This window comes from Pseudomonas sp. NFACC43 (assembly GCF_900119645.1).
Taxonomy (GTDB): Bacteria; Pseudomonadota; Gammaproteobacteria; order Pseudomonadales; family Pseudomonadaceae; genus Aquipseudomonas.
This window is the reverse complement of sequence record NZ_FPKK01000015.1, coordinates 51,342-77,069: the sequence shown is the minus strand read 5'-3', so window position 1 is coordinate 77,069 and position 25,728 is coordinate 51,342. Positions and strand designations below refer to the sequence as shown.

Here is a 25,728-nt window from a genome sequence, read left to right as displayed (position 1 = left end):
GACCCTTGCGCAGGCTATCGTGGTGGCTCTGACTGAGGAACTTCGATGACCGTTGCCATTTCTTCGCGTACCCCCCAGCAAGCCCTGGCCGCCGTGCTTGACCGTTATGCGCCGCGAAAACTGCTGTTGGTCGGTGCCAGCGGCTTTCCCGCGCTGGAAGCATTCCGGCAGGCCCATCCCGACACCGAAGTGGTCCAGGCCAGCCCGGGCCCGTTGCCGCCGGATATCGCCACGCAACGCTTCGACCTGGCGCTGGCGCTCGATTGCCTGGAGCATTTGCCCAAGCGCGACGGTCTGAACCTGTTGGGTGGCATCCGCAACCTCAATGCCAGCCGTATTGCCGTGCTGGCGGACCTCAACGCCTGCGGCTGGCAGGAAACCGACTTCTTCTCCCTGGCGCTGCAGGCCAGCGAGCGGTTCCAGCGCGAGGAGCAGGTGCTGACCCTGTTCACCTATGATCTGCTTGAATACAAGCAAGTCCCCGACTGGCTCAACTCACGCTTTTGGGCCAACCCGGAAAACTTCGGAAAATACTGGTGGTAGAAGCTGTGAACATGAGCCTGCACGCCCCCATCTGCCCCTGTGGCAGCGGCAACCCACTGGACGCATGCTGCGGCCATTACCACGATGGCCACCCGGCGCCCTGCGCCGAAGCCTTGATGCGTTCGCGCTACAGTGCCTATGTGCTCGGGCTGGTGGATTACCTGGTGGCGACCACCCTGCCCGCTCAACAGGACGGGCTCGACCGCCAGGCCATCAGCGAGTGGAGCGCCAACAGCACCTGGCTGGGACTGGAAGTGCAGAGCAGTGAAGTCTTCGGTGGCCAACCGGAACATGCCTTCGTGACCTTTACCGCACGCTGGCATGACGGCCATGGCGAGCACAGCCACCGCGAGCAGTCTTCCTTCGTGCAGAACGGTGGCCGCTGGTATTTCATCGACCCGACCGTGCCGGTCAAGACGGGCCGCAACGACAGCTGCCCGTGCGGCAGCGGGCATAAGTTCAAGAAGTGCTGCGCGGGCTATTTCAATCGTTGAAATCGTCGAGCACTCGTCCGCTTCTGCCCTAGGCTTTTCGTACAGAGCCTAGGCTTTGCAAGAGAAGCCGGACCCGCTTTCAACGAAGCATGATCGTCGCGCAGGCATTCAAGACCTGGTGACAGAGGCGCAGACATGACACGTCCATCACTCCTGCTACGCACCGCCAGCCTGCTGCTGTTCATCGGGCTTGGCGGTTGTGCGTCCTGGCGTGGTGAACAGGCGCCGGAACCGCAAGTGCACCTGGTCAAGGTCGAAGTCGTACGGGCGCGCCTGGTGGAGCAACGGTTCGTGCTGCATTTTCGGGTCGACAACCCAGGGGACAGCGACCTGACCGTGCGCGGCCTGACCTACCGGGTTCATTTGGGCACCCTGCTGCTCACCGAAGGCGAGCACGAACACTGGTTCACGGTGGGCCCGAACAACAGCGCCTACTTCAAGGTGCCGATCCGTACCAACCTGTGGCCGCAGGTGCGCGAAGTGGTGAAATTGCTCGAGAAACCCCGGGAACAGATTCCCTATCGTCTGGAAGGTGAGCTGGAAACCGGATTATTCATCGCTCACTACGTGCACCTGGAGCGCAATGGCGTGATAATCGCCGCCGATTTAATTGCGGAGTGACCCCATGACCCAACAACCCCACGTCCATGGCCCTGATTGCAACCACGACCATGACCATCACCACGATCATGACCACGGCCATGTCCATGGTCCGAACTGCGGCCACGCTCACCAGGAACCGGTGCGCAATGCCCTGAAGGATGTCGGCCGCAACGACCCTTGCCCATGCGGCAACGGCAAGAAATTCAAGAAGTGCCACGGGGCTTGAGGGGCCGGGCGAAGGCCATCTTCGCCTGTTGAAGCATCATCGCGAGCAAGCTCGCTCCCACAGGGGATCCAGGGTACAAGGTACGTTTGCCTATTGCCGCGTGATCCAGTGCGGGAGCGGGTCTGCCCACGATGAGACCGGCACAACCACTTGTCAGCCCGCCTCCAGAATCCGCTTCACATCGACCACCGTCGCATACTCGCCCTGCAAGTTGCCCAGGGACATGGCATGCACCTCGGCAGCCGAACGGACATTGCCGAAGTAGTCGGCCTTGTCGAAAGTAAAGCAGGCATCCTCGACCACCCACGTGTCGAATCCCAGGTTACCGGCCGTACGCGCCGTGGACTCCACCGAGTTGTGCGTCGCCACCCCCACGATCACCAGTTGCCCGATGCCTGCCCGACGCAGGTCTTCTTCCAGGCGCGTGCCACTGAACGCGTCCGGCACCTGTTTTTGAACCAACCATTCCCCCGCCAGCCGCTCGAATCGCGGCTGGACCTCCACCCCCGACTGCCCCGGCCAGAACACCGAGTCCGGCGAACGGGACAGGTGATGGACATGGATCACCGGCCGCGCCGACTGTCGCCAGAACCGCAGCAACTCGAGCATGCGCAGCTCCGCCTCGGGATTGTTGCGAGGACCGAGCCTGGGATGAAGAATGCCTTTCTGTTGATCGATCAGGATCAGCGCTGCGTCTTGGCGTAGCTGCATGCCGGTTTTCTCGTCAGGCCATTGAAATTCCCGACACTTGAGCATCACCTCGTCCTACAGGCAAGCCCTGGCACTCGTCCGGCAACCGGGTTTTCATCGCCTGCTCCACAAATATCCCTCGTCGCCGCTTGCGCGGCCTTCTCCTGCTCACTAACGTAGCGCCTTTCATTGGGTGCCCCCTCCCGCAGGAGCTTTGCCATGGCCTCGCCAGCCTCTACTTCTTTCTTTCCCCGACTCGGCGTTGCCGCCACGGTCGCTGGTGTGCTCGGCTTGAGCGGTTGCCAGGCCTGGAATACCCAGGACACCGTCCCGCCCACTTCCGGCGTACAACCGCTCAAGGGGTTGGCGCAGAACGTCACGGTTCGACGCAACGCCATGGGCATGCCCTTGATCGAGAGCAGCAGTTTCCATGATGCGCTGTTCGCCCTCGGCTACGTCCATGCCGGCGACCGCATCACGCAAATGGTGACCCTGCGCCTGCTGGCCCAGGGTCGGCTGGCGGAAATGTCCGGGGCCGAGCGCCTGGACGTCGACCGCTACATGCGCGCCGTCAACCTGAAAAAAAGCGCCGACGAGTTGTACAAGGCCTCTTCGCCACGGCTCAAGCGCTTCTTCGAGGTCTACGCCCGCGGCGTCAACGCCTACCTGTTCCGCTATCGCGACAAGCTGCCAGCGGACCTGGCCGCCACTGGCTACAAACCCGAATACTGGAAGCCGGAAGATTCGGCGCTGATGTTCTGCCTGTTGAATTTCAGCCAGTCGGCCAACCTGCCGGAGGAGATCGCCAGCCTGGTGCTGGCCCAGACGGTCAACAACGACAAACTGGCCTGGCTGAGTCCCTCCTATCCGGACGAACCATTGCCCCTGAGCGAAGCCGACAAGCTCCAGGGCATCCGGCTCAATGGTCAGATCCCTGGCCTGGCCGAACTCGACAAGGCCAGCAATCAGTTGGCCGGGCTGAACCTGCCGGGTGCAGGGTCTTCGAATGACTGGGTGATCGCCCCGCAACGCAGCCGTGGCGGCAAGAGCCTGCTGGCCAGCGCCAGCCAAGGGCCGTTGAGCGCGCCTTCCTCATGGAGTCCGGTGCAGATCCGGGCGCCCAAGTACCAGGCGGCAGGCGTTTCCGTACCGGGCATCCCGATGATCCTGGCGGGCTTCAACGGCAAGGTGGCCTGGAGCATGACCAGCGTCCAGGGCGACAACCAGGACCTGTTCCTGGAAAAGATCCGACGCCAGGGCAACTCCCTGTCCTACGAGGTCAACGGCAAATGGCAGCCGGTGACGGTGCGCAACGAAACCTACTTCGTCAAAGGTCAACGACCGATCCGTGAAGCCGTGTTCGAGACTCGTCACGGGCCACTGCTCAACAGCGCCCAAGGACTGGCCATGGCCAACGGCCTTGGCCTGGCCTTGCAGACACCGGCTTTTACCGACGACAGGACACTGGACGCATTCTTCGACTTGTCCCGTGCACAGAACGCCGAGAAGGCTTCCGACGCCACCCGCGAAATCCGAGCCATGGCCATGAACGTGATCTTCGCTGACGCCAGTAACATTGGCTGGCAGGTCACAGGTCGCTATCCGAACCGTCGCGAAGGCGAAGGCCTGCTGCCGTCCCCGGGCTGGGATGGTCGCTATGACTGGGAAGGTTACGCCGACCCCATGGCACACCCCTACGACCAGGATCCAGCCCAGGGCTGGCTCGGCAATGCCAACCAGCGGGTCATTCCCCACGGCTACGGCATGCAGTTGTCCAATTCCTGGGCCGCGCCGGAGCGTGGCGAGCGCCTGGCCGAACTGGCCGGTGCAGGCAAGCACGACGTCCGCAGCCTGACCGCGATGCAATACGACCAGACCACCCCGTTCGCGGCCAAGCTCAAGAAGGTCTTCGAAGCCCCGGGCCTGGCCCAGCCGCTCAAGCAGGCAATCGAAGCGCTGCCGCCGGCCGACCGGGCCAAGGCCCGCGAGGCCTACACCCGCCTGATGGCATTCGACGGCCGGCTAAGCCCGGTTTCCGCCGACGCCGCGATCTACGAGCTGTTCCTGCAGGAAAGCATGAAGCAGATTTTCCTCGATGAACTGGGCCCGGAGAACAGCCAGGCGTGGAAAGCCCTGGTTGCCAACGGCCAGCTCTCCTATTCGGCCCAGGCCGATCATCTGCTCGGCCGCGAAGACAGCCCCTTCTGGGACGATGTCCGCACCCCGCAAAAGGAAGACAAGGCGGTCATCCTGGCCCGCGCACTGGCCGCGGCCATCAGCGTCGGCGACAGCCAGTTGGGCACCGATCACAAGGCCTGGCAGTGGGGCAAGCTGCACCGCTACGAGTGGAAGAACGGCAGTGGCCAGACCGTGCGCGGCCCGTTGTCGGCGGGTGGCGATGCCACCACGCTGAACACCTCCGCGTTCGCCTGGGGCCAGGATTTCAACACCGTCCTGGCACCCACGCTGCGCCTTATCGTCGACTTCAGCCAGCCCGAACCATTGCTGGTCCAGGGCGGCGTCGGCCAGTCGGGCAACCCGGCCAGCCCGAGCTACCTCAGCGGCATCGACCCGTGGATCAAGGCGCAGTACCAGAACGTGCCCTTGCAGCCGCAGAACTTCGACCGCGCCTACGGCAAGACGCGCCTGACCCTGGCGCCCGGCAGATAGCCTGCCTTGTGGCGAAGGGATCCCTCCCTTCGCCACACCTGCGCATCGGGTCGCCGACTGCCGTCAAACCCGATAGAACTTCTGCGTCTCCCGCCACCTCTACCTGACAAGCCCATCGCATCGGTGACTGCATGGATCTTGTCATTGCCCGCCCCGAAGGCCTGTATTGCCCGCCCGGAGATTTCTACATCGACCCCTGGCGTCCCGTGGAACGCTCGGTCATCACCCACGCCCACGGCGACCATGCCCGCAGCGGCAACCAGCACTACCTGGCGGCGGCCCCCGGCGAAGGCATCCTGCGTTCGCGACTGGGCCAGGACATCAATCTGCAGACCCTGCCCTACGGCGAACGCTTGCGCCATCACGGCGTGACCCTGAGCTTGCACCCCGCCGGCCACGTCCTGGGCTCGGCCCAGGTACGGCTGGAGTACGAAGGCGAAGTCTGGGTGACATCCGGGGACTACAAAGTCGAACCCGACGGCACCTGTGCCGCGTTCGAGCCGGTGAGATGCCATACGTTCATCACCGAATCCACCTTCGGCCTGCCGATCTATCGCTGGCAGCCCCAGGCGCGGATATTCGACGAGATCAACCAGTGGTGGCGCGGGAACATTGCCGCCGGCCGCACCAGCGTGTTGCTCTGCTATTCCTTCGGCAAGGCCCAGCGGATCCTCCATGGTATCGACGCCAGCCTCGGACCGATCCTGGCCCATGGCGCGGTGGAACCATTGAATCGTGTCTACCGTGAGGCCGGGGTGTATCTGCCGCCGACGATCTATGCCGCAGACGTCCAGAAGAACGATCCGATCATGAGCCAGGCCCTGGTCATCGCCCCGCCCTCCGCCGGCGGCAGCACCTGGATGCGCCGATTCGGCGACTACAGCGACGCCTTCGCCAGCGGCTGGATGCGCTTGCGAGGCACCCGGCGCAGGCGCGGCGTGGACCGAGGCTTCGTGCTCTCCGACCATGCAGACTGGCCCGGCCTGCTGTGGGCCATCGAGCAGACCGGCGCAGAGCGGGTCATGGTCACCCACGGCTCGGTGGGCGTGCTGGTGCGTCACCTTTGCGAACAGGGCCTCGACGCCCAGGGGTTCTCCACCGAATACGGCGACGACGAGGAGGAGCCCGCCAGCGTGACGCCCCCCTCCGACGAGGAGGCATCATGAAGGCCTTCGCCGAGCTGTATGCCGACCTGGACGCCACCACCTCCAGCAATGCCAAGCTGGCCGCCATGCGGGGCTACTTTACCCAGGCCTCGCCACAGGATGCCGCGTGGGCCGTGTACTTCCTCTCCGGGGGCCGGCCACGGCAACTGGTGCCGGTGAAAATCCTGCGGGAACTGGCGGTGCAAGTGTCCGGCCTGTCGTCCTGGCTGTTCGAGGAAAGCTACCAGGCCGTGGGCGACCTGGCGGAGACCATCTCGCTGGTGCTGCCGGAGTCGCCCCACCGCTCCGACGAAGGCCTGGCGGCATGGATCGAAGAGAAGCTGCTGCCTCTGCGGGGCGAGCCGCCTGAAGTACTGGCGGCGCGGCTGCCAGCCCTGTGGGCGCAGCTCGACCGGCCGAGCCTGATGCTGTGCATCAAGCTCATCACCGGCAGCTTCCGGGTCGGCGTGTCCAAGTTGCTGGTGACCCGGGCCCTGGCCGGCCTGGCAGGGCTGGACAGCAAACGAGTGGCCCAGCGGCTGGTGGGCTACACCGACCTGTCCCATCGCCCCACGGCCGACAGCTTTCTCAAGCTGATCGCCGCCGAATCCGACGATGAGCATGCCCAACGCGGCGGCCAACCCTATCCGTTCTTCCTGGCTCACGCCCTTAGCGCGTCGGTGGAGCAGTTCGACACACTCCTGGGGCCGGCCAGCGATTGGCAAGTGGAATGGAAATGGGACGGTATCCGCGCCCAGCTGGTCAAGCGCGACGGCCAGCTATGGGTGTGGTCCCGGGGCGAAGAGCTGGTCACCGAGCGCTTCCCCGAACTGCACGCCCTGGCCGGGGCGTTACCGGATGGCACGGTGATCGACGGTGAGATCGTGGTCTGGAAAACCCCACTTCCCCTCACCGACGAGGCCTTCGATGCCGATGCGCCGCTGCAACCGGCCGTGCAGCCCTTCGCCTTGCTGCAACAGCGCATCGGCCGCAAGACCCTGAGCAAGAAAGTCCTTGAAGATGCCCCCGTGGTGGTCATGGCCTACGACCTGCTGGAATGGCAGGGCGACGACTGGCGCAGCCGCCCCCAGGCCGAGCGTCGCGAGTGCCTGGAGGCGCTTGTCACCCGCTGCCACAGCCCGGTCCTGTTGCCGTCGCCGATCGTCACCGGGCGGGACTGGCCCGACCTGGCCCGCCAGCGCGAAGCGTCCCGCAGCCTGGGAGTCGAAGGCATGATGCTCAAGGCACGCGATGCGCTGTACGGCGTCGGCCGGACCAAGGACATGGGCGTGTGGTGGAAGTGGAAAATCGACCCGTTCAGCGTCGATGCCGTATTGATCTATGCCCAGCGTGGCCACGGCCGGCGCGCCAGCTTGTACAGCGACTACACCTTCGCCGTGTGGGACAACCCGCCGGGCAGCCGCGAACGCAGCCTGGTGCCGTTTGCCAAGGCCTATTCGGGGCTGACCGATGAAGAAATGCGCCAGGTCGACAGTATCGTGCGCAAGACCACCGTGGAGAAGTTCGGCCCGGTGAGCAGCGTGAAGCCCACCCTGGTGTTCGAACTGGGCTTCGAGGGGATTGCCCTGTCCAAGCGACACAAGAGCGGCATCGCAGTACGGTTTCCGCGAATGTTGCGCTGGCGCCAGGACAAGACCGTCGAGGACGCCGACACGTTGGCAACGCTGCAGGATCTGCTGAAATGAAATCCACCTTCAGGTCCGAACTCAGTCAGTAAACGAAAGACCGCCCCGTCTGTGTGGCGAGTGGATTTATCCCGCCGCCACAGAGACAGGATCACCATGGATAACTTTCCTCCCCTGCCGCGCATTCCCCGGCAACGTCCGATCCATCCTGGTGCATTTTTTGCGGTACGCTGCCACCTCGCGCACCATCACCTTGCATCCTGGCGCGTCGAAGCTTTTAAACGCCTGTTCGCCACTCTGGTTCGGAAATTGCTATCTTTTTGCCGTCTACCGTTCTCACCATTGCCGGTAACAACACTTAACGCGCCACAAGCGCTCACCTTTGGTTCTAGGGACTCGATAATGAAAAAAGCACTGCTGACCCTTTCTGCACTGGCATTGTGCATGGCTGCTGGCGTCGCCACGGCCAAGGAATACAAGGAACTGCGTTTTGGTGTCGACCCGTCCTACGCCCCGTTTGAATCCAAGGCCGCCGATGGCAGCCTGGTCGGTTTCGACATCGACCTGGGCAACGCGATCTGCGAGGAACTGAAAGTCAAATGCAAATGGGTCGAAAGCGATTTCGACGGCATGATCCCGGGCCTGAAGGCCAATAAGTTCGACGGCGTGATTTCTTCCATGACCGTTACCCCGGCCCGGGAAAAAGTCATCGATTTCTCCAGCGAACTGTTCTCCGGCCCGACGGCCTACGTGTTTAAGAAAGGCTCGGGCCTGAGTGAAGACGTCGCTTCGCTCAAGGGCAAGACCATCGGCTACGAGCAAGGCACCATCCAGGAAGCCTACGCCAAGGCCGTGCTGGACAAGGCCGGCGTCAAGACCCAGGCCTACCAGAACCAGGACCAGGTCTACGCCGACCTGACCTCCGGCCGCCTCGACGGCGCGATCCAGGACATGCTCCAGGCCGAGCTGGGCTTCCTGAAATCGCCCAAGGGCGTCGACTATGAAGTCAGCAAGCCGGTGGACAGCGAACTGCTGCCGTCCAAGACCGCCATCGGTATCAAGAAAGGTAACAAAGAGCTGAAGGCGCTTTTGGACAAAGGTATCAAAGCGTTACACGATGACGGCAAGTACGCCGAAATCCAGAAAAAACACTTTGGCGATCTGAATCTGTACAGCGGCAAATAATGCGCGGCGCCCGTCCGGCCTCGGACGGGCGCTTTTTTTCTGCCAAAGGCATTCTCCATGTTCGAACAACTCCTACAAAATCTGGGGCTCTCGGCCTTCAGCCTGCAGGGTTTCGGCCCGCTGCTGATGCAAGGCACCTGGATGACCATCAAGTTGGCGGCCTTGTCCCTGTTGCTGAGTGTCCTGCTCGGCCTGCTGGGCGCCAGCGCCAAGCTGTCGCGCCTAAAACTGCTGCGAATTCCAGCCCAGCTCTACACCACGCTGATTCGCGGCGTACCGGACCTGGTGCTGATGCTGCTGATCTTCTACAGCCTGCAAACCTGGCTGACCTCTTTCACCGATTTCATGGAATGGGAATACATCGAGATCAACCCGTTCGGCGCCGGGGTCATCACCCTGGGCTTCATCTATGGCGCGTACTTCACCGAAACCTTTCGCGGCGCGATCCTCGCGGTTCCCCGGGGCCAGGTCGAAGCGGCCACGGCCTATGGCCTCAAGCGTGGCCAGCGCTTCCGTTTCGTCGTGTTCCCGCAAATGATGCGCTTCGCCCTGCCGGGCATCGGCAATAACTGGATGGTGATGCTCAAGGCCACCGCGCTGGTGTCGATCATCGGCCTGGCCGACCTGGTCAAGGCGGCCCAGGACGCGGGCAAGAGCACCTATCAGCTGTTCTACTTCCTGGTACTGGCGGCACTGATCTATCTGCTGATCACCAGTGCCTCCAATGTCATCCTGCGCTGGCTGGAACGTCGCTATGCCGCCGGAGCCCGGGAGGCCGTGCGATGATCGAACTCCTGCAGGAATACTGGCGACCGTTCCTTTACAGCGACGGCGTCAACGTCACGGGCCTGGCGATGACCTTGTGGTTGCTCAGCGCTTCGCTGCTGATCGGCTTCGTGATGTCCATCCCGCTGTCCATCGCCCGGGTCTCGCCCAGGTTCTACGTGCGCTGGCCAGTGCAGTTCTACACCTACCTGTTCCGCGGTACACCGCTCTATATCCAGTTGCTGATCTGCTACACCGGCATCTACAGCATCGCGGCGGTGCGCGCCCAGCCGTTGCTCGACAGCTTCTTCCGGGACGCGATGAACTGCACCATCCTGGCCTTCGCCCTGAACACCTGCGCCTACACCACGGAAATCTTCGCCGGGGCGATTCGCAGCATGAACCATGGCGAGGTGGAAGCGGCCAAAGCCTATGGCCTGACCGGCTGGAAACTGTACGCCTACGTGATCATGCCGTCGGCGCTGCGGCGCTCGCTGCCTTACTACAGCAACGAAGTGATCCTGATGCTGCACTCGACGACGGTGGCATTCACCGCTACCGTTCCAGACGTACTGAAAGTCGCCCGGGACGCCAACTCGGCCACCTTCCTGACTTTCCAGTCGTTCGGGATCGCCGCGTTGATCTACCTGAGCGTCACCTTTGCACTGGTGGGACTCTTCCGCCTCGCCGAACGTCGTTGGCTGGCCTTCCTCGGCCCGACTCACTAAGGTTCACGTAAATGCGCCACCAGATTCATGACCTGCTGGCCCCGCTGCCGGGGACCGCACGCAAGATCCACAGCTTTCACTTCGGCCCGGAAAACGCCGCCGGTAAAATCTACATCCAGTCATCCCTGCACGCCGACGAATTGCCCGGCATGCTGGTGGCCTGGCACCTCAAGCAACGCCTGGCGGAACTGGAAGCCTCCGGCCACCTGCGCCACGAAATCGTCCTGGTACCGGTGGCCAATCCCATCGGCCTGGAACAAGTGCTGATGGACGTACCCCTGGGCCGCTACGAGCTCGAGAGCGGGCAGAACTTCAATCGCCGGTTCGTCGACCTGAGCGAAGAAATCGGCAACGAGATCGAAGAGCTGCTGACCCAGGATCCACAACACAACCTGATGCTGATCCGCACCAGCCTGCGCGACGCCCTGGCCCGACAGACCGCCAGTACGCAACTGCAATCCCTGCGCCTGGTGCTGCAACGGCTGGCCTGCGACGCCGATATGGTGCTGGACCTGCATTGCGACTTCGAAGCCGTGGCCCACCTCTACACCACGCCCGAGGCCTGGCCCCAGGTCGAGCCGCTGGCCCGCTACATCGGCGCCGAGGCCTGCCTGCTGGCTACCGACTCGGGGGGCCAATCGTTCGACGAGTGCTTCACCCTGCTCTGGTGGCAGCTCAAGGAGCGCTTCGGCGACCGGTTCGAGATTCCCCTGGGCAGTTTTTCGGTCACCGTCGAATTGCGCGGCCAGGGCGACGTCAACCACGGCCTCGCGAGCCTGGACTGCCAGGCCCTGATCGAATACCTGATCCGCTACGGCGCCATCGAGGGCGAGCCGATGCCTTTGCCCGACCTGCCTTACCCGGCCACGCCCCTGGCCGGCGTCGAGCCGGTGGCGACGCCTGTCGGCGGGCTGCTGGTGTACAGCGCGCTGCCCGGCGAATACCTGGAGGCCGGGCAACTGGTGGCGCAAATCATCGACCCGGTCAACGACACCGTCACCCCCGTCCACTGCCGCAATGCCGGGCTGATGTATGCCCGCTCCCTGCGTCGCATGGCCACCGCCGGCATGGTGATCGCCCATGTCGCCGGCACCGAGGCCTACCGCAGCGGTTACCTACTTTCGCCTTGAGGATGCATGCTCCATGTACAAACTGACCATCGAAGGCCTGCACAAAAGCTATGGCCAACATCAGGTGCTCAAAGGCGTTTCCCTCAAGGCCAGGACCGGCGACGTCATCAGCCTGATCGGCGCCAGCGGTTCAGGGAAAAGCACCTTCCTGCGCTGCATCAACTTCCTGGAACAACCCAACGACGGCGCCATGAGCCTGGACGGCCAATCGATCCGCATGGTCAAGGATCACCACGGCATGCACGTGGCCGACCCGAACGAACTGCAACGCATCCGCACGCGCCTGGCCATGGTGTTCCAGCACTTCAACCTGTGGAGCCACATGACCGTACTGGAAAACATCACCATGGCGCCACGCCGGGTGCTGGGGGTCGACAAGCAGGAGGCCGAGGCCCGTGCCCGTCGCTACCTCGACAAGGTTGGCCTGCCGGCGCGGGTCGCCGAGCAATACCCGGCGTTTCTTTCCGGCGGCCAGCAACAGCGGGTGGCCATCGCCCGGGCCCTGGCGATGGAGCCGGAGGTGATGCTGTTCGACGAACCCACTTCCGCCCTGGACCCCGAGTTGGTGGGTGAAGTGCTGAAGGTCATCCAGGGCCTGGCCGAAGAAGGTCGGACCATGATCATGGTGACCCATGAAATGAGCTTCGCCCGCAAGGTCTCGAACCAGGTGCTGTTCCTGCATCAGGGCCTGGTGGAAGAAGAAGGCGCGCCGGAAGACGTGCTGGGCAATCCCAGGAGCGAACGACTCAAGCAGTTCCTCAGTGGCAACCTGAAATAACCCTCGGCACAGCTGAATCGAGGGGCCAGCTACCGCTCTTGTGGCGAGGGGATTCATCCCCCTTGGGCTGCGCAGCTGCTCCTCAGTCGATCGCCTCGGTGCGTCTGGCAAATCATTCCTTAGCTTTCGGGCTGCTTCGCAGTCCAACGGGGATGAATCCCTCGCCACAGGGTTCTTTAAAACCTTTCATAGCCCGCCGTGGTCTCTGAAGAAGGACTTTCAGGACGCGCGCGGCAGGCATGGCGACATCCAACAATTTCGCAAACCAGTGGTTCGGCGCCCGCGGCTGGAAGCCGTTCGCCTTTCAGAAACAGGTATGGGCCGCGGTAAAACGAGGCGACTGCGGGCTGCTGCACGCCAGCACCGGCGCGGGCAAGACCTACGCGGTATGGTTTGCCGCCCTCGATCGTTTTGCCCATCCGGCACCGCCGCCGGATAAACCTCGCAAACGCAAGCCACCGGCCGAACCGCTGACCGTCCTGTGGATCACGCCCATGCGGGCGCTGGCCGCCGACACCGGCAAGGCCCTCGAAGCGCCGCTGGCGCCGCTGCAGATCAACTGGAGCGTCGGACTGCGCACCGGTGACACCAGCGCCAGCGAACGGGCCCGCCAGGGCAGGCGCCTGCCTACCGCGCTGATCACCACGCCTGAAAGCCTGACCCTACTGCTTGCCCGGGCCGATGCGCAAGCCGCCGTCTCGACCTTGCGCATGGTCGTAGTGGACGAATGGCACGAGCTGCTCGGCAACAAGCGCGGCGTGCAGCTGCAGCTGGCTTTGGCGCGCTTGCGGCACTGGCACCCCGGACTCATCGTCTGGGGGGTGTCCGCCACCCTCGGCAACCAGGCCCACGCCGAGCAGGTATTGATTCCCCAAGGCAACGGGGTCAGCGTGCAAGGAGCCAACGCCAAGGCATTGCAAGTCGACACGCTGATCCCTCCCGCCCTCGAACGGTTCCCCTGGGCCGGACACATCGGCCTGAAGATGCTGCCCCAGGTCGTCGCCGAAATCGAGGCCAGCAGCAGTTGCCTGGTCTTCACCAACACCCGGGCCCAATCGGAGATCTGGTACCAGGCCTTGCTGGAAGCCAGGCCCGACTGGGCCGGCCTGATCGCATTGCATCACAGCTCGCTGTCCCGCGAGACCCGGGATTGGGTCGAACGGGCCCTGAAGGACGGCCAGCTCAGGGCCGTGGTATGCACCTCGAGCCTGGATCTGGGGGTGGATTTCCTGCCGGTGGAGCGGGTGCTGCAGATCGGCTCGGCCAAGGGCGTGGCACGGCTGATGCAGCGAGCCGGACGCTCCGGCCACGCGCCGGGCCGGACCTCGCGGGTCACCCTGGTGCCGACCCACAGCCTGGAACTGATCGAGGCGGCCGCCGCCCAGGATGCCGTGGCGCAACGGCGCATCGAACCTCGGGAATCGCCCCACAAGCCTCTGGATGTCCTGGTGCAACATCTGGTCAGCATGGCCCTGGGCGGCGGCTTCATTCCCGAGGCGTTGTTCGAGGAAGTACGGGGTGCCTGGGCCTATCGCGACCTGAACGCAGCCGAATGGGCCTGGGCCCTGGCGTTCGTGCGCCATGGCGGCCTGTCGTTGACAGCCTACCCCGACTACCGAAGGGTAGAGCCCGACGAACAGGGCGTCTGGCGGGTACCCGACGCACGCCTGGCCCGGCGTCATCGCATGAGCATCGGCACCATCGTCAGCGACGCCAGCCTGCAACTGAAATTCTGGAGCAAGGGTGGAGGCGGCAAGACCCTGGGCAGCGTGGAGGAAGGCTTCATCGCCCGCCTGCGTCCCGGTGACGGTTTCCTCTTCGCCGGGCGCTTGCTGGAGTTGGTGCGAGTCGAAGACATGACCGCCTATGTACGTCGCAGCCAGGCGAAAAAGGCCGCCGTGCCACGCTGGAACGGCGGGCGGATGCCACTTTCCAGCGAACTGGCCGCCGCCGTGGTGGCACGCCTGAGCGAAGCCGCCGCGGGGCGTTTCCAGGGGCCGGAAATGCAGGCAGTGCAACCGCTGCTGTCGACCCAGCAGCGCTGGTCCGGCTTGCCCACGCAGCAGACGCTGCTGGCCGAGACCCTGAAATCCCGTGAAGGCTGGCATCTGTTCCTGTATCCGTTCGCCGGACGCCAGGTGCACCTGGGGCTTGCCAGCCTGCTGGCGTGGCGCATCAGCCAGCGGCAACCCCTGACGTTTTCCATCGCGGTCAACGATTACGGCCTGGAACTGCTCAGCGCCACGGCGGTGGATTGGTCGCGACAGCTCGATGGCGCACTCCTGAGCACGGACAACCTGCTGGCCGACGTGCTTGCCAGTCTCAATGCCGGGGAACTGGCCCTGCGGCGCTTTCGTGAAATCGCCCGGATCGCCGGACTGGTATTCGCCGGTTACCCCGGCGCGCCCAAAAGTACCCGGCAGGTCCAGGCGTCCAGCGGGTTGTTCTTTCAGGTGTTCAAGCAATACGACGCCGATAACCTCTTGCTGGCCCAGGCCGGGGAAGAGGTCCTGCGTGAAGAACTGGATATACGTCGACTGGAGCAGACCTTGGAACGCCTCGATACCCTGACACTGGACCTGCATGCCATCCAGCGCCCCACTCCCCTGGGGTTCCCGTTGCTGGTGGAGCGGTTCAGGGAGAGCATGAGTTCGGAAAAACTGGCCGATCGGATCCGCCGGATGGTCAGCGAGCTGGAAGAAACCGCCGATCGGGGTGATCGCTGATGCCCGCCCCGTATCCTGTCCATCTGGCCGGCGAAGAACTCTGGCTGTTGCCCCAGAAAGCCCTGTACTGGCCCGCCCAGGAAACCCTGATGGTGGCGGATGCCCATTTCGGCAAGGCCGCCGCCTACCGCAGCCTCGGCCAGCCAGTGCCACACGGCACCACCGCCAGCAACATCGAGGCCCTGGACTCGCTGCTGGCAAGCCTGCCGTGCCGGCAACTGATCTTCCTTGGGGATTTTCTCCACGGCCCGGGATCCCATGCGCCGGGCAGCCTGAAGGCACTTTCCCAATGGCGTGAACGACATCCGCACCTGGCGATCACGCTGATTCGCGGCAACCACGACAAGCGCGCCGGCGACCCACCGCCCGCGCTGAACATTCGCGTCGTACCGGAGCCTTTGCTGCTGGGCCCTTTCGCTGTGCAGCACGAGCCCGAGCCGCATCCGAGCCGTCATGTCCTGGCCGGGCACGTACACCCGGTCTACCACCTCAGTGGCAAGGGGCGCCAGCGCCTTCGCCTGGCCTGTTTTCGCCTGGGCAGCGAGATCAGCCTGCTGCCCGCCTTTGGCGCGTTCACAGGGGGTTATCGGATCGAGCAGGACAACGACTGCCGGATATTCGTGATCGGCGACAACGAAATCTGGCCCATCGACTGAAACACTGCCGGTGTTCGATCGATGGGCCAGCCTTTCGTCAGGCTACAGGGGCGGGAGGCGGCTCGTCCGGCAAGGTCGGCTCGCCGGGTTCGGTGGGTTGCTCGTTGGGGGTGTCGGGATCGGGTTGGCCGGGTATGCCTCCCGCTGCTTCGACAGGGTGGGCCAGCAAGGACCAAGCCAGGACGCCAATCTGGTTGGGCTCAAGCCTTGCCAGTTCGGCACTGATGCGCGGATCGATCTTCATAGAGCTACTCCTGAGCGAAGGCCCGTCGCGCTGAGGCAAAAACGGGCAGTACATCTGGATAGAGTGTCTGCCCGCTCAGGAATTCCAACAACTCGTCAGAATCAGGTACGCGGCAATGTCACACCGCGTTGACCCTGGTATTTGCCGCCACGGTCCTTGTAGGACACTTCGCACTCTTCATCGGACTCGAGGAACAGCATCTGCGCCACGCCTTCGTTGGCATAGATTTTCGCCGGCAGGGTGGTGGTGTTGGAAAACTCCAGGGTCACGTGCCCTTCCCACTCCGGTTCCAGCGGCGTGACGTTGACAATGATGCCGCAACGGGCATAGGTGCTCTTGCCCAGGCAGATGGTCAACACGTTGCGCGGGATGCGGAAGTACTCGACCGTGCGTGCCAGGGCGAAGGAGTTCGGCGGGATGATGCAGACGTCGCTCTTGATGTCGACGAAACTCTTCTCGTCGAAGTTCTTCGGGTCGACAGTGGCCGAATTGATGTTGGTGAACACCTTGAACTCATCGGCGCAGCGTACGTCGTAGCCGTAGCTGGAGACACCGAAGGAAATCAGCCGGTCGGCGCCTTCGCCACGCATCTGGCGCTCCACGAAAGGCTCGATCATGCCGTGCTCTTGCGCCATGCGGCGAATCCACTTGTCCGATTTGATGCTCATGGCGGGTGTCCTGATAGCGAGGTGGAGAAAAACTGTCCGGCATCTTACCGGGGCGCGGGACGGGTTCAAAGTGCAGCGAGCAAATCTCGCCGATCCGCCTTGATTTACGGGGCCTGCCGGCAATCGCGCGCGCCGTCAGTCACTAAAACCGAGAAACCTTCGCAAAGACCATTGGCACGTTACGGAAAAAGGGTTAAGGTGGCGTCACTGTGCTGCTTGTGTCACTGAGAATCTCTACACGATATGTTGAATTTCGATCCAACCATCTACAAGAATTTTTCCTGCTCTTTGCACTCAGTCTCGGCCAGGGTTCTTCCTGAGTCGCAGTTATCTTTGTCCAAGGAGTTACACCATGTCTAATCGCCAAACCGGTACCGTCAAGTGGTTCAACGATGAAAAAGGCTTCGGCTTCATCACCCCACAATCCGGTGACGATCTGTTCGTACACTTCAAAGCCATCCAATCTGACGGCTTCAAAAGCCTGAAAGAAGGCCAGCAGGTTTCTTTCGTCGCTACCCGCGGCCAGAAAGGCATGCAAGCTGAAGAAGTAACAGTTATCTAACTGTTCCTGATCCAGCAAAAGCCCCGCCCTCAAAAGCGGGGCTTTTTTATGCCTGCCTGCTTTAACCAGGCACAAAAAAACTGTGGGAGCGAGCCTGCTCGCGATAGCCATTTGTCAGTCAGCCTGGGTATGGCTGATCTGCCGCTATCGCGAGCAGGCTCGCTCCCACAGGGTTTATCCCTGGCCCGGGATTACCAGGTCACGCCAAACCCGGCCGTGTAGCGGGTCTTGCTCAGGTCGCTGTCCTCGGTGCCCTCGATGACATCCTTCTCGGCCTTGAGGTTGAGCGATGCCCAGTCGGTGACCTTGTAGCGCAGCCCCACCTCGGCGTCATAGGCATACTCCGCGACCCCGGACAGCGGCTTGCCCACTTCGCCGTTGGTAAAGAACTCGACGCGCTTGCCTATGAGATAGCGGTTGTAGTCCCACTTCATGGCAACGGAATAGAAATTGTCCTTGCCGCCGTCCCGGTACTCGTAGTCCGTGCGGTTCAACAGCGAGCCCAGCGAGAACGCCCCGAGTTCGTCATCCCAGAACTGATAGCCCGGACCGGTACCCACCACGCGCTGGCGGGCCAGGTCTTCGACCTTGTCGCGCTTGTAATTGAGGCGACCCTGCCAGAACCACTTGTCCGTCAGGAACCGGTCCAGGGAATATTCCAGCCTCCAGTTATCGGCCGAAACCACGTCATCCTGGAATTCACGGTTGTATTCGCCCTCGGCGGTATGCCGCCATCGGCCATGGCGCGCCGAAGTCTTGAAATCGATGTCGTAATCGTCGGTATCGTTTTCCGCGCGTTGATAATCCAGCGCGGCATCGATGTTGCCCTTCCACACCAGGTCTTCGACCACCGGCTTGGGCTTGAGAATCTGCTGGATACTCGCCAATTCCACCGTCTTGGGTTCGTCACCGTTGGCCAGGGTGACCTTGCCGTCGTCGGCCGCTTGCAGGGCCTTGGCTTTTTCACCGGAGTAGGCGTCCTGCTTGACCAGTAGCTGCTGGTCGCTCTCAAGGGTCTTGACCTGGTTCCAGTCGATGGGGACCGCACCCGCATACTCGGTCTGGATCAGCAATTTGCCGCCATCGAAAACGGTGATCTTTCCGCTAAGCTTGTCGCCGTTCTTCAGCCAGACGGTATCGGCAAGCAAGGGCATGGAGGCGCTGGTGACAGCTAGGCATAACAGGGTTCTGGACAACATAAGCGATAATGGGCTCAAGTTTTCGGTGAAAAGGCGGCATTATCCCCCGGGATGACACCTCAGCAACGACTGACCCGCGTATGGGGAATGAGTTCATTTCTCAACCGGTCCTGTAGGAATTAATCTACGGACGGACACTTCTTTCAGGAAAACCCAATGTGACTGATCTTCCAGCGGCCACCGAAGACGCCGCGCAAATCCGCCGCACCACTCTTTACCTGACCCTGGCGCAGGTGCCGGCCGGCAAGGTGGTCACCTATGGTCAGCTCGCCGAAATGGCCGGCCTGGGCCGTGCGGCCCGCTGGGTCGGCCGAACCCTCAGCCAGTTGCCCGAGGACACCCGACTGCCCTGGCACCGGGTGCTGGGTGCCGGCGGTCGGATCAGCCTGCCGGCGGGCAGCGCTTCAGGGGACGAACAGCGGGCACGCCTGCGCCTGGAGGGCATCAGTGTCCTGAACAATCGTGTTGATATTCGGCGTCATGGCTGGCGCCCGGTAGAGCACAGCGGTTAGAGTGCGCGCTTTGTTTTCGCAATTTTTGAGGCAGACTTCAGCCCATGCCCCGTAAAACCTGGCGCGCCGCCCTCGCCGCCTATGCCAGTCCCTCGACGCTCGTGCTGTTGCTGCTTGGCTTCGCCGCCGGCTTGCCCTACATGCTGGTGTTTTCCACGCTTTCGGTCTGGTTGCGCGAGGCTGGCGTGGCCCGCGAGACCATCGGCTACGCGAGCCTGATCGGCCTGGCATACGCCTTCAAGTGGGTCTGGTCGCCGCTGCTCGACCAGTGGCGCCTGCCACTGCTGGGCAAACTGGGGCGACGCCGTTCCTGGCTGGTGCTCTCCCAGGGCCTGGTGATCCTGGGCCTGATCGGCATGGGTTTCTGCGACCCGCAAAAACACCTCTCCTGGTTGATCGCCATCGCGGTGATCGTGGCCTTCGCCTCGGCCACCCAGGACATCGCCGTCGACGCCTATCGCCTGGAGATCGTCGACGACACCCGCCAGGCTGCCCTGGCCGCCAGCTACATGTCCGGCTATCGGGTCGCCGCGTTGCTGGCCACTGCGGGCGCCCTGTTCTTCGCCGAAGGATTTGGCTCCACCGGCTTCAGCTACAAGCACTCGGCCTGGGCCGGCACCTACCTGTTGTTCGGCGTGCTGATGGTGCCGGCCCTGCTCACCTCGCTGTTCATGCGCGAACCGCCTGTGCCGTTGCGCACGCAACTGCAGGCCGGACGCTACACCTTCGTCCACCAGCTGGCGTCGGTGTTCGTGCTCATCGTGCTGCTGGTATCGGTCCCGGCCATGTTCACCCAGCTCTACAACACCGATTTCGCCAGCGTGCTGTTCGAAGGGGTGAGCCTGCTGGACCTGCTGCTCGAAGATCGCGCCTTCCTGCGGGCCATCCTCTACATCATCCTGACCGCCATGTGCCTGTCGGCCATGGGGCGCCGCGGGTTGGCGCCGGTGCTGACGCCCATCAACGATTTCATCCTGCGCTATCGCTGGCAGGCGCTGCTGCTGCTCGGACTGATCGCCACGTACCGGATGTCCGACACCGTGATGGGCGTCATGGCCAACGTGTTCTACATCGACCAGGGCTTCACCAAGGACCAGATCGCCAGCGTCAGCAAGATCTTCGGGTTGATCATGACCCTCGTCGGCGCCGGCATGGGCGGCCTGCTGATCGTGCGCTTCGGCATCCTGCCGATCCTGCTCATCGGTGGCATCGCCTCGGCCGCCACCAATATCCTGTTCCTGATCCTCACCGACATGGGCCCCAACCTGAACATGCTGGTGGTGACCATCTCGCTGGACAACTTCAGCTCGGGCCTCGCCACCTCGGCATTCGTGGCGTACCTGTCGAGCCTGACCAACCTGAAATTCTCTGCCACCCAGTACGCCTTGCTCAGCTCGATCATGCTGTTGCTGCCACGCTTGATCGGCGGCTATTCCGGGGTGATGGTGGAAAAGTTCGGCTACCATAACTTCTTCCTGATCACCGCCCTGCTGGGTGTGCCGACCCTGCTGCTGATCGGCCTGCACTGGTTCCAGGAGAACCGTCGCCAGGGCGAAACCACGCCTGTGGAGCCGGCACCCACCCGACCCGCGGAAGATTCGTAGGAAACTTCAGTAACCGCCGGGGAAACCGGCGTTCGCACCCGGGGAGCAGCCACGCGCCTGTACGCCAGGGCATCTCGCCCGTACAATGCTCCGTCACCTCCAGTCATCAGCAACCGACAACGGCCAACCATGCGCACCAGTCAATTTTTGCTCGCCACACAGAAAGAAACGCCTTCCGACGCCGTCGTGATCAGCCATCAACTGATGCTGCGTGCCGGCATGATCCGCAAACTCGCTTCGGGCCTGTACACCTGGCTGCCGATGGGCCTGCGAGTCATGCGCAAGGTGGAAGCCATCGTGCGTGAAGAAATGAACGCCGCCGGCTCTCTGGAAGTGTTGATGCCGGGCACCCAACCGGCCGAGTTGTGGCAGGAGTCCGGGCGCTGGGAAGAGTACGGCCCCGAGTTGCTGCGCATCAAGGACCGCCACGGTCGCGACTTTTGCGCCGGCCCGACTCACGAGGAAGTGATCACCGACCTGATGCGCAACGAGTTGAGCAGCTACAAGCAGCTGCCCATCAACCTGTATCAGATCCAGACCAAGTTCCGTGACGAGATCCGTCCACGTTTCGGCCTGATGCGCGGGCGCGAATTCATCATGAAGGACGCCTACTCGTTCCATACCGACCTGGCATCGCTGCAGGTCACCTACGACCGCATGCACCAGGCGTACTGCAACGTATTCACCCGCCTGGGCCTGAAGTTCCGGCCGGTCGAGGCCGACAACGGCTCCATCGGCGGCGCGGGCTCCCACGAGTTCCACGTACTGGCCGAATCCGGCGAAGACGACATCGTCTTCAGCAACGGCTCGGACTACGCCGCCAATATCGAGAAAGCCGAAGCCGTGCCACGGGAAACCTTCCGTCCCGCGCCGAGCGAAGAGCTGCGCCTGGTGGACACCCCGAACACCAAGACCATCGCCCAACTGGTGGAAGGCTACAACCTGCCCATCGAGCGCACCATCAAGACCCTGATCGTCCGCGCCGAAGAAGAGGGCAAGCTGATCGCCCTGATCATCCGTGGCGACCATGAGCTGAACGAAATCAAGGCCGCCAACCAGCCAGGCGTCGCCAGCCCGCTGGTCATGGCCACCGACGCCGAGCTGCGCGATGCCATCGGCGCCGGTGCCGGCTCCCTTGGCCCGCTGAACCTGCCGCTGCCGATCATCATCGACCGCTCGGTGGCATTGATGAGCGACTTCGCCATCGGCGCCAACATCGACGACAAGCACTATTTCGGCGTGAACTGGGAACGTGACCTGCCCGTTCCTACCGTCGCCGACCTGCGCAACGTCGTGGCGGGCGACCCGAGCCCGGACGGCAAGGGCGTGCTGGAAATCAAGCGCGGCATCGAAGTCGGGCACATCTTCCAGCTGGGCAACAAGTACAGCAAGGCGATGAAGTGCGAAGTGCTGGGCGAGAATGGCAAGCCGGTCACCCTGGAAATGGGTTGCTACGGTATCGGCGTCTCCCGTGTCGTGGCGGCGGCCATCGAGCAGAACAACGACGAGAAAGGCATCATCTGGAGCGACGCCCTGGCGCCGTTCCAGATCGCCCTGGTGCCGTTGCGCTACGAGACCGACCTGGTACGCGAAGCCACCGACAAGCTCTACGCCGAACTGACGGCCGCCGGCTTCGAAGTGCTGCTGGACGATCGCGACAAGAAAACCAGCCCCGGCATCAAGTTCGCGGACATGGAACTGATCGGCATCCCGCACCGGATCGTCGTCAGTGATCGCGGCCTGGCCGAAGGCAACCTGGAATACAAGAGCCGTACCGAGGCCGAGCCGCAAGCGCTGCCGGTCGCCGACGTGCTCTCTTTCCTCCAGGCTCGTATCCGCCGCTGACACCAGATAGAGACGTCATGTTCAAGCGAAACACCTTAGGCCTCGGTGGCGCCGCATTGTGCGGCGCCCTGTTGGTCAGCGGCTGCGCCAACCAGATGTCGCAACGCAGCGAGCACGAAGAGCGGGTCGAGCGCAAACTGCTCGATCACAGCCTGCAGATCGACGTGGGCGAACCCAAGGTGCTCGACCTGCCGCAGCGCCGGGTACGCATCAACGAGCAGAAGACCTTCGAGGTCACCGAGTTCGAGGTCACGCGCCATTACGACCGCTACACGCCCTACCAGCCCTGGCGGGAGATCTACGAGATCCCCCTCGGCGCCGTGGCGGTAGTGGCCGGCATCGGCGCGAACGTGGCCAATGTGCTCACCCTGGGCAACGTGCCTGACAGCGCGACCCACGACTGGATCAGCTACGGTGTCGCCGGGCTCAATCCGTTCATGAACGCGCCATCCCATGGCCGCGCCCAACAGAACCTTGCCGGCATCGACGAAGTCCAGCGCGACAAGCGTACCGAATATTCGAGCCTGCCCTGGAGCGAACGCCCCGTGCAGGTCAAGGCTGCGCGGCAGACCTTCGAGCTGAGCACCGACCGCAACGGTGTGCTGCGCTTGAACCTGCTGGAAAGCCCGTTCGCCGAGCATGACCCGAGCCATCTGGGCAAGTTGCAGATCAGCGTGACGGACACCCTGGACGAAGTGCATACCGATTCGTCCCTGAGCATCAGCAGCAACCTGCGCAGCAAGCTGGTGGAAGCCCATGCCTTGATCTATGACGACCTGGAAGACGACGAAGTGAGCCAGTGGGTCCACCGGGTCAAGCGCCTGTCGGAGCTGGGCCTGGAAGAAGAAGCCAGCGAGCTGGAGCAGAGCCTGATCGAGCTGACCCGCAATGATCCGGAATTGCAGACTGAATTCCTCAAAGCCCTGACCAAGGACGGCGGGCGGCTGGTGGCGGATCCGGGCGCCAATTGAAGCCAAAGCACCAAGAATCCGAAGCAGTCCCTGTGGCGAGGGGATTAAGCAAACCGTCGCAACGCCCCGCTGGGCTGCGAAGCAGCCCTAAAACCTGACAGCCCTGTATATCAGACGGATTGCATGCATTACTTGGGGGCTGCTTCGCAGCCCAACGGGGATGAATCCCCTTACCACAGGGAACGCCTGGCGAGCCCTCACCGCTCGAACAACTCCAACTGTTCGTACCCGCCCCGCAAGTCCTCCAGCCGCACCCCGATCCCCAACAGCCGTACCGGCTTGCCACCGCGATTGAATGCCTGGGTCATGAGCGATTGATAACTGCCCAGGTCCCGCCCTGCCCCCGCCTGTTCGAGGGTGGTCTGGGTGAAGTCATGGAATTTCACTTTGACGAACGGCTTGCCGGGACGATAGCTGCTGTCGATGCGAGCCATGCGCCCACTCAGGGTCTGCATCAGCTCCGGCAGCTTGTCGAGGCAGCTGGCCAGATCGGGCAGGTCCACATCGTAGGTGTTCTCCACGCTGATGGACTGTCGCCGACTGTCGTTGTGCACCAGGCGCTCATCGATTCCACGGGCCAGGTTCCAGAGCCGCTCTCCGAAACTGCCGAACTCACGCACCAACGCCAACTTGTCCCACTGACGCAACTGCAGGCAATCGACGATCCCGAGACGGTTCAGTTTGTCGGCGGTGACCTTGCCGACGCCGTGAAGCTTGCTGACCGGCAGGGCCGAGACGAAGTCCTCCACCTGATCCGGCGTGATGACGAACAGGCCATTGGGTTTCTTCCAGTCGCTGGCGATCTTGGCGAGGAATTTGTTTGGCGCAACACCGGCCGACACCGTGATGTGCAATTGATTGGAGACCCTGCGACGAATGTCCTGAGCGATACGGGTGGCACTGCCGCCGAAATGGGCACTGGCGGAAACGTCCAGGTAGGCCTCATCCAGGGACAGGGGCTCGATCAGGTCCGTGTAATCGCTGAAGATCGTGTGGATTTCCTTCGACGCCTCCCGATAGGCGTCCATCCGAGGCTTGACGATGGTCAGGTCGGGACAGAGTTTCAAGGCATGGCCGGACGACATGGCCGAACGCACACCATAGGCCCGTGCTTCATAGTTGCAGGTCGCAATCACGCCGCGTCGATCCGCCGAGCCGCCGACTGCCATGGGCTTGCCGGCCAGTCGCGGGTCATCGCGCATCTCGATGGCGGCATAGAAGCAGTCACAGTCGACGTGGATGATTTTGCGTTGCGTCATAGCGAAACGAGATGTGGAATAGATCGGACCGCCAGTATCGCATCGGAACCTGTATATAGCACCAGTAGTTTGCAAGATCTTTCATAAGCGAAAAGAACGTCGCAGAAATTCATTTCTTCAATCGTGGCGAAGCGCGCGATAGAGCGCAAGCCCTTGCCACGCCTGCGTCACAGCTCGGTCACATGGCTTTCCTACAGGGCTAAGCGCTTGAAGCTGAACAGTTTTTTCAGGGCAAGGGGTTGACAGACCATCGTTCCTCTGTAGAATGCCGCCTCACAGACGCGGGATGGAGCAGCCTGGTAGCTCGTCGGGCTCATAACCCGAAGGTCGTCGGTTCAAATCCGGCTCCCGCAACCAAACGTCTGAAAAAGGCCATTCGAAAGAATGGCCTTTTTTGTGCCCGATCGTTTCGTCTTCCCCTGGCAGCGGGCTCGCCTGCTATAAGCCCTTCACCTTTAGACGGCAGCAGGCCGTGACATTGCCCTGTGGCCAAGCCCGCCCCGTCGGGAATGGGCTGACCCGGACCTTCAGGCTTGTAGGACAATTCTTTTTGATTTCGCGCATTTAGTCGCGTCGACGGCGGATTGGCCGTTAATTTGACCTCGCGACCTTTTAACGGTTGACACCTAAGCTTTCGCCTGTAGAATGCCGCCTCACAGACGCGGGATGGAGCAGCCTGGTAGCTCGTCGGGCTCATAACCCGAAGGTCGTCGGTTCAAATCCGGCTCCCGCAACCAAACGTCTGAAAAAGGCCATTCGAAAGAGTGGCCTTTTTTGTGCCTGCTGTTTTTAGGTCTGGTAAAAATCGGCTTCATTACAAAAGTTTTGTAATTATTTTCTGCCGCAGGGATTGGTAACCTGGCTGGATACCCCCATCCT

24 protein-coding genes and 2 tRNA genes are annotated in these 25,728 nt (G+C 62.6%); 21 read left to right on the top strand and 5 right to left on the bottom strand.

Annotated elements, in window-relative coordinates:
* Window positions 1-45: 45 nt before the first annotated feature.
* The 4 genes from BT179_RS22255 to BT179_RS22240 all read left to right on the top strand — a co-directional run bounded on the left by BT179_RS22255 (window position 46) and on the right by BT179_RS22240 (window position 1,866).
* The gene (locus BT179_RS22255) at window positions 46-543 is read left to right on the top strand and encodes a DUF6231 family protein (RefSeq protein WP_072432217.1); all 498 of its coding nucleotides are present in this window, start codon (window positions 46-48) and stop codon (window positions 541-543) included.
* Window positions 544-560: 17 nt separating this feature from the next.
* Window positions 561-1,037: a YchJ family protein gene (locus BT179_RS22250; protein WP_092181839.1), complete on the top strand. Its 477-nt coding sequence runs from the start codon at window positions 561-563 to the stop codon at window positions 1,035-1,037.
* 135 nt (window positions 1,038-1,172) lie between these two features.
* A complete protein-coding gene (locus BT179_RS22245) occupies window positions 1,173-1,658 on the top strand; it encodes an LEA/WHy family protein (RefSeq protein ID WP_072387762.1) in 486 nt (161 codons plus the stop codon).
* Between the two features lie 4 nt (window positions 1,659-1,662).
* Window positions 1,663-1,866 (top strand): SEC-C metal-binding domain-containing protein, encoded by a 204-nt coding sequence (locus tag BT179_RS22240; RefSeq protein ID WP_003198420.1) that lies wholly within the window; start codon window positions 1,663-1,665, stop codon window positions 1,864-1,866.
* Between the two features lie 153 nt (window positions 1,867-2,019).
* Here BT179_RS22240 and BT179_RS22235 read toward each other — a convergent pair whose 3' ends face one another.
* On the bottom strand, window positions 2,020-2,577 hold the full coding sequence (locus BT179_RS22235; RefSeq protein ID WP_072432231.1) for a cysteine hydrolase family protein: 558 nt from the start codon (window positions 2,575-2,577) through the stop codon (window positions 2,020-2,022).
* Between the two features lie 198 nt (window positions 2,578-2,775).
* Between BT179_RS22235 and BT179_RS22230 the strand changes: the two genes are divergently transcribed.
* The 10 genes from BT179_RS22230 to pdeM all read left to right on the top strand — a co-directional run bounded on the left by BT179_RS22230 (window position 2,776) and on the right by pdeM (window position 15,985).
* Window positions 2,776-5,226 (top strand): penicillin acylase family protein, encoded by a 2,451-nt coding sequence (locus tag BT179_RS22230; protein WP_072432216.1) that lies wholly within the window; start codon window positions 2,776-2,778, stop codon window positions 5,224-5,226.
* A gap of 131 nt (window positions 5,227-5,357) precedes the next feature.
* Window positions 5,358-6,392: a ligase-associated DNA damage response exonuclease gene (locus tag BT179_RS22225; protein WP_072432215.1), complete on the top strand. Its 1,035-nt coding sequence runs from the start codon at window positions 5,358-5,360 to the stop codon at window positions 6,390-6,392.
* Window positions 6,389-8,077, top strand: coding sequence for an ATP-dependent DNA ligase (locus BT179_RS22220; RefSeq protein WP_072432214.1), 1,689 nt, complete (start codon window positions 6,389-6,391; stop codon window positions 8,075-8,077). Before BT179_RS22225 ends, BT179_RS22220 begins: the two co-directional genes overlap by 4 nt.
* Before the next feature lie 342 nt (window positions 8,078-8,419).
* Window positions 8,420-9,202, top strand: coding sequence for a transporter substrate-binding domain-containing protein (locus BT179_RS22215; RefSeq protein ID WP_072387771.1), 783 nt, complete (start codon window positions 8,420-8,422; stop codon window positions 9,200-9,202).
* A gap of 57 nt (window positions 9,203-9,259) precedes the next feature.
* The gene (locus BT179_RS22210) at window positions 9,260-9,988 is read left to right on the top strand and encodes an ABC transporter permease (protein WP_072387773.1); all 729 of its coding nucleotides are present in this window, start codon (window positions 9,260-9,262) and stop codon (window positions 9,986-9,988) included.
* The gene (locus BT179_RS22205) at window positions 9,985-10,695 is read left to right on the top strand and encodes an ABC transporter permease (protein ID WP_072387775.1); all 711 of its coding nucleotides are present in this window, start codon (window positions 9,985-9,987) and stop codon (window positions 10,693-10,695) included. The genes BT179_RS22210 and BT179_RS22205 overlap by 4 nt, the downstream gene beginning before the upstream one ends.
* 11 nt (window positions 10,696-10,706) lie before the next feature.
* A complete protein-coding gene (locus tag BT179_RS22200) occupies window positions 10,707-11,825 on the top strand; it encodes a succinylglutamate desuccinylase/aspartoacylase family protein (RefSeq protein ID WP_072387777.1) in 1,119 nt (372 codons plus the stop codon).
* A 13-nt stretch (window positions 11,826-11,838) separates the two neighbouring features.
* The gene (locus BT179_RS22195) at window positions 11,839-12,603 is read left to right on the top strand and encodes an ABC transporter ATP-binding protein (protein WP_072387779.1); all 765 of its coding nucleotides are present in this window, start codon (window positions 11,839-11,841) and stop codon (window positions 12,601-12,603) included.
* Between the two features lie 239 nt (window positions 12,604-12,842).
* Window positions 12,843-15,329, top strand: a complete 2,487-nt coding sequence (locus BT179_RS22190) for a ligase-associated DNA damage response DEXH box helicase (RefSeq protein WP_072432213.1) — start codon at window positions 12,843-12,845, stop codon at window positions 15,327-15,329.
* Window positions 15,329-15,985, top strand: a complete 657-nt coding sequence (pdeM, locus tag BT179_RS22185) for a ligase-associated DNA damage response endonuclease PdeM (RefSeq protein WP_072432212.1) — start codon at window positions 15,329-15,331, stop codon at window positions 15,983-15,985. The genes BT179_RS22190 and pdeM overlap by 1 nt, the downstream gene beginning before the upstream one ends.
* 37 nt (window positions 15,986-16,022) lie before the next feature.
* On the opposite strand, the gene BT179_RS22180 is transcribed toward pdeM, so the two are convergent.
* Together BT179_RS22180 and dcd are read right to left on the bottom strand one after the other, a co-directional pair.
* Entirely contained in the window at window positions 16,023-16,229 is a 207-nt protein-coding gene (locus BT179_RS22180) for a hypothetical protein (RefSeq protein ID WP_072387785.1), read from the bottom strand.
* Window positions 16,230-16,330: 101 nt separating this feature from the next.
* Entirely contained in the window at window positions 16,331-16,897 is a 567-nt protein-coding gene (gene dcd, locus BT179_RS22175) for a dCTP deaminase (protein ID WP_017126297.1), read from the bottom strand.
* 352 nt (window positions 16,898-17,249) lie between these two features.
* Between dcd and BT179_RS22170 the strand changes: the two genes are divergently transcribed.
* Window positions 17,250-17,459 carry a cold-shock protein gene (locus tag BT179_RS22170; protein WP_024780123.1) on the top strand — a complete coding sequence of 70 codons (210 nt, stop codon included), beginning with the start codon at window positions 17,250-17,252 and terminating at the stop codon, window positions 17,457-17,459.
* Window positions 17,460-17,650: 191 nt separating this feature from the next.
* On the opposite strand, the gene BT179_RS22165 is transcribed toward BT179_RS22170, so the two are convergent.
* On the bottom strand, window positions 17,651-18,658 hold the full coding sequence (locus BT179_RS22165; RefSeq protein ID WP_072387787.1) for a DUF481 domain-containing protein: 1,008 nt from the start codon (window positions 18,656-18,658) through the stop codon (window positions 17,651-17,653).
* Window positions 18,659-18,816: 158 nt separating this feature from the next.
* Between BT179_RS22165 and BT179_RS22160 the strand changes: the two genes are divergently transcribed.
* The 4 genes from BT179_RS22160 (at window position 18,817) to BT179_RS22145 (ending at window position 23,590) form a co-directional block, all read left to right on the top strand.
* On the top strand, window positions 18,817-19,170 hold the full coding sequence (locus BT179_RS22160) for an MGMT family protein (RefSeq protein ID WP_072387788.1): 354 nt from the start codon (window positions 18,817-18,819) through the stop codon (window positions 19,168-19,170).
* Window positions 19,171-19,214: 44 nt separating this feature from the next.
* Window positions 19,215-20,774 carry an AmpG family muropeptide MFS transporter gene (locus tag BT179_RS22155; protein WP_072387789.1) on the top strand — a complete coding sequence of 520 codons (1,560 nt, stop codon included), beginning with the start codon at window positions 19,215-19,217 and terminating at the stop codon, window positions 20,772-20,774.
* A 129-nt stretch (window positions 20,775-20,903) separates the two neighbouring features.
* Window positions 20,904-22,619 (top strand): proline--tRNA ligase, encoded by a 1,716-nt coding sequence (locus BT179_RS22150; RefSeq protein ID WP_072387790.1) that lies wholly within the window; start codon window positions 20,904-20,906, stop codon window positions 22,617-22,619.
* A 17-nt stretch (window positions 22,620-22,636) separates the two neighbouring features.
* The gene (locus BT179_RS22145) at window positions 22,637-23,590 is read left to right on the top strand and encodes a hypothetical protein (RefSeq protein ID WP_072387791.1); all 954 of its coding nucleotides are present in this window, start codon (window positions 22,637-22,639) and stop codon (window positions 23,588-23,590) included.
* A gap of 197 nt (window positions 23,591-23,787) precedes the next feature.
* Here BT179_RS22145 and dinB read toward each other — a convergent pair whose 3' ends face one another.
* Window positions 23,788-24,849 (bottom strand): DNA polymerase IV, encoded by a 1,062-nt coding sequence (gene dinB / locus BT179_RS22140; protein ID WP_072387793.1) that lies wholly within the window; start codon window positions 24,847-24,849, stop codon window positions 23,788-23,790.
* 280 nt (window positions 24,850-25,129) lie between these two features.
* Between dinB and BT179_RS22135 the strand changes: the two genes are divergently transcribed.
* Window positions 25,130-25,206 (top strand) — tRNA-Met (locus tag BT179_RS22135).
* A gap of 303 nt (window positions 25,207-25,509) precedes the next feature.
* A tRNA-Met gene (locus BT179_RS22130) sits at window positions 25,510-25,586 on the top strand.
* The last annotated feature ends 142 nt before the right edge of the window (window positions 25,587-25,728 follow it).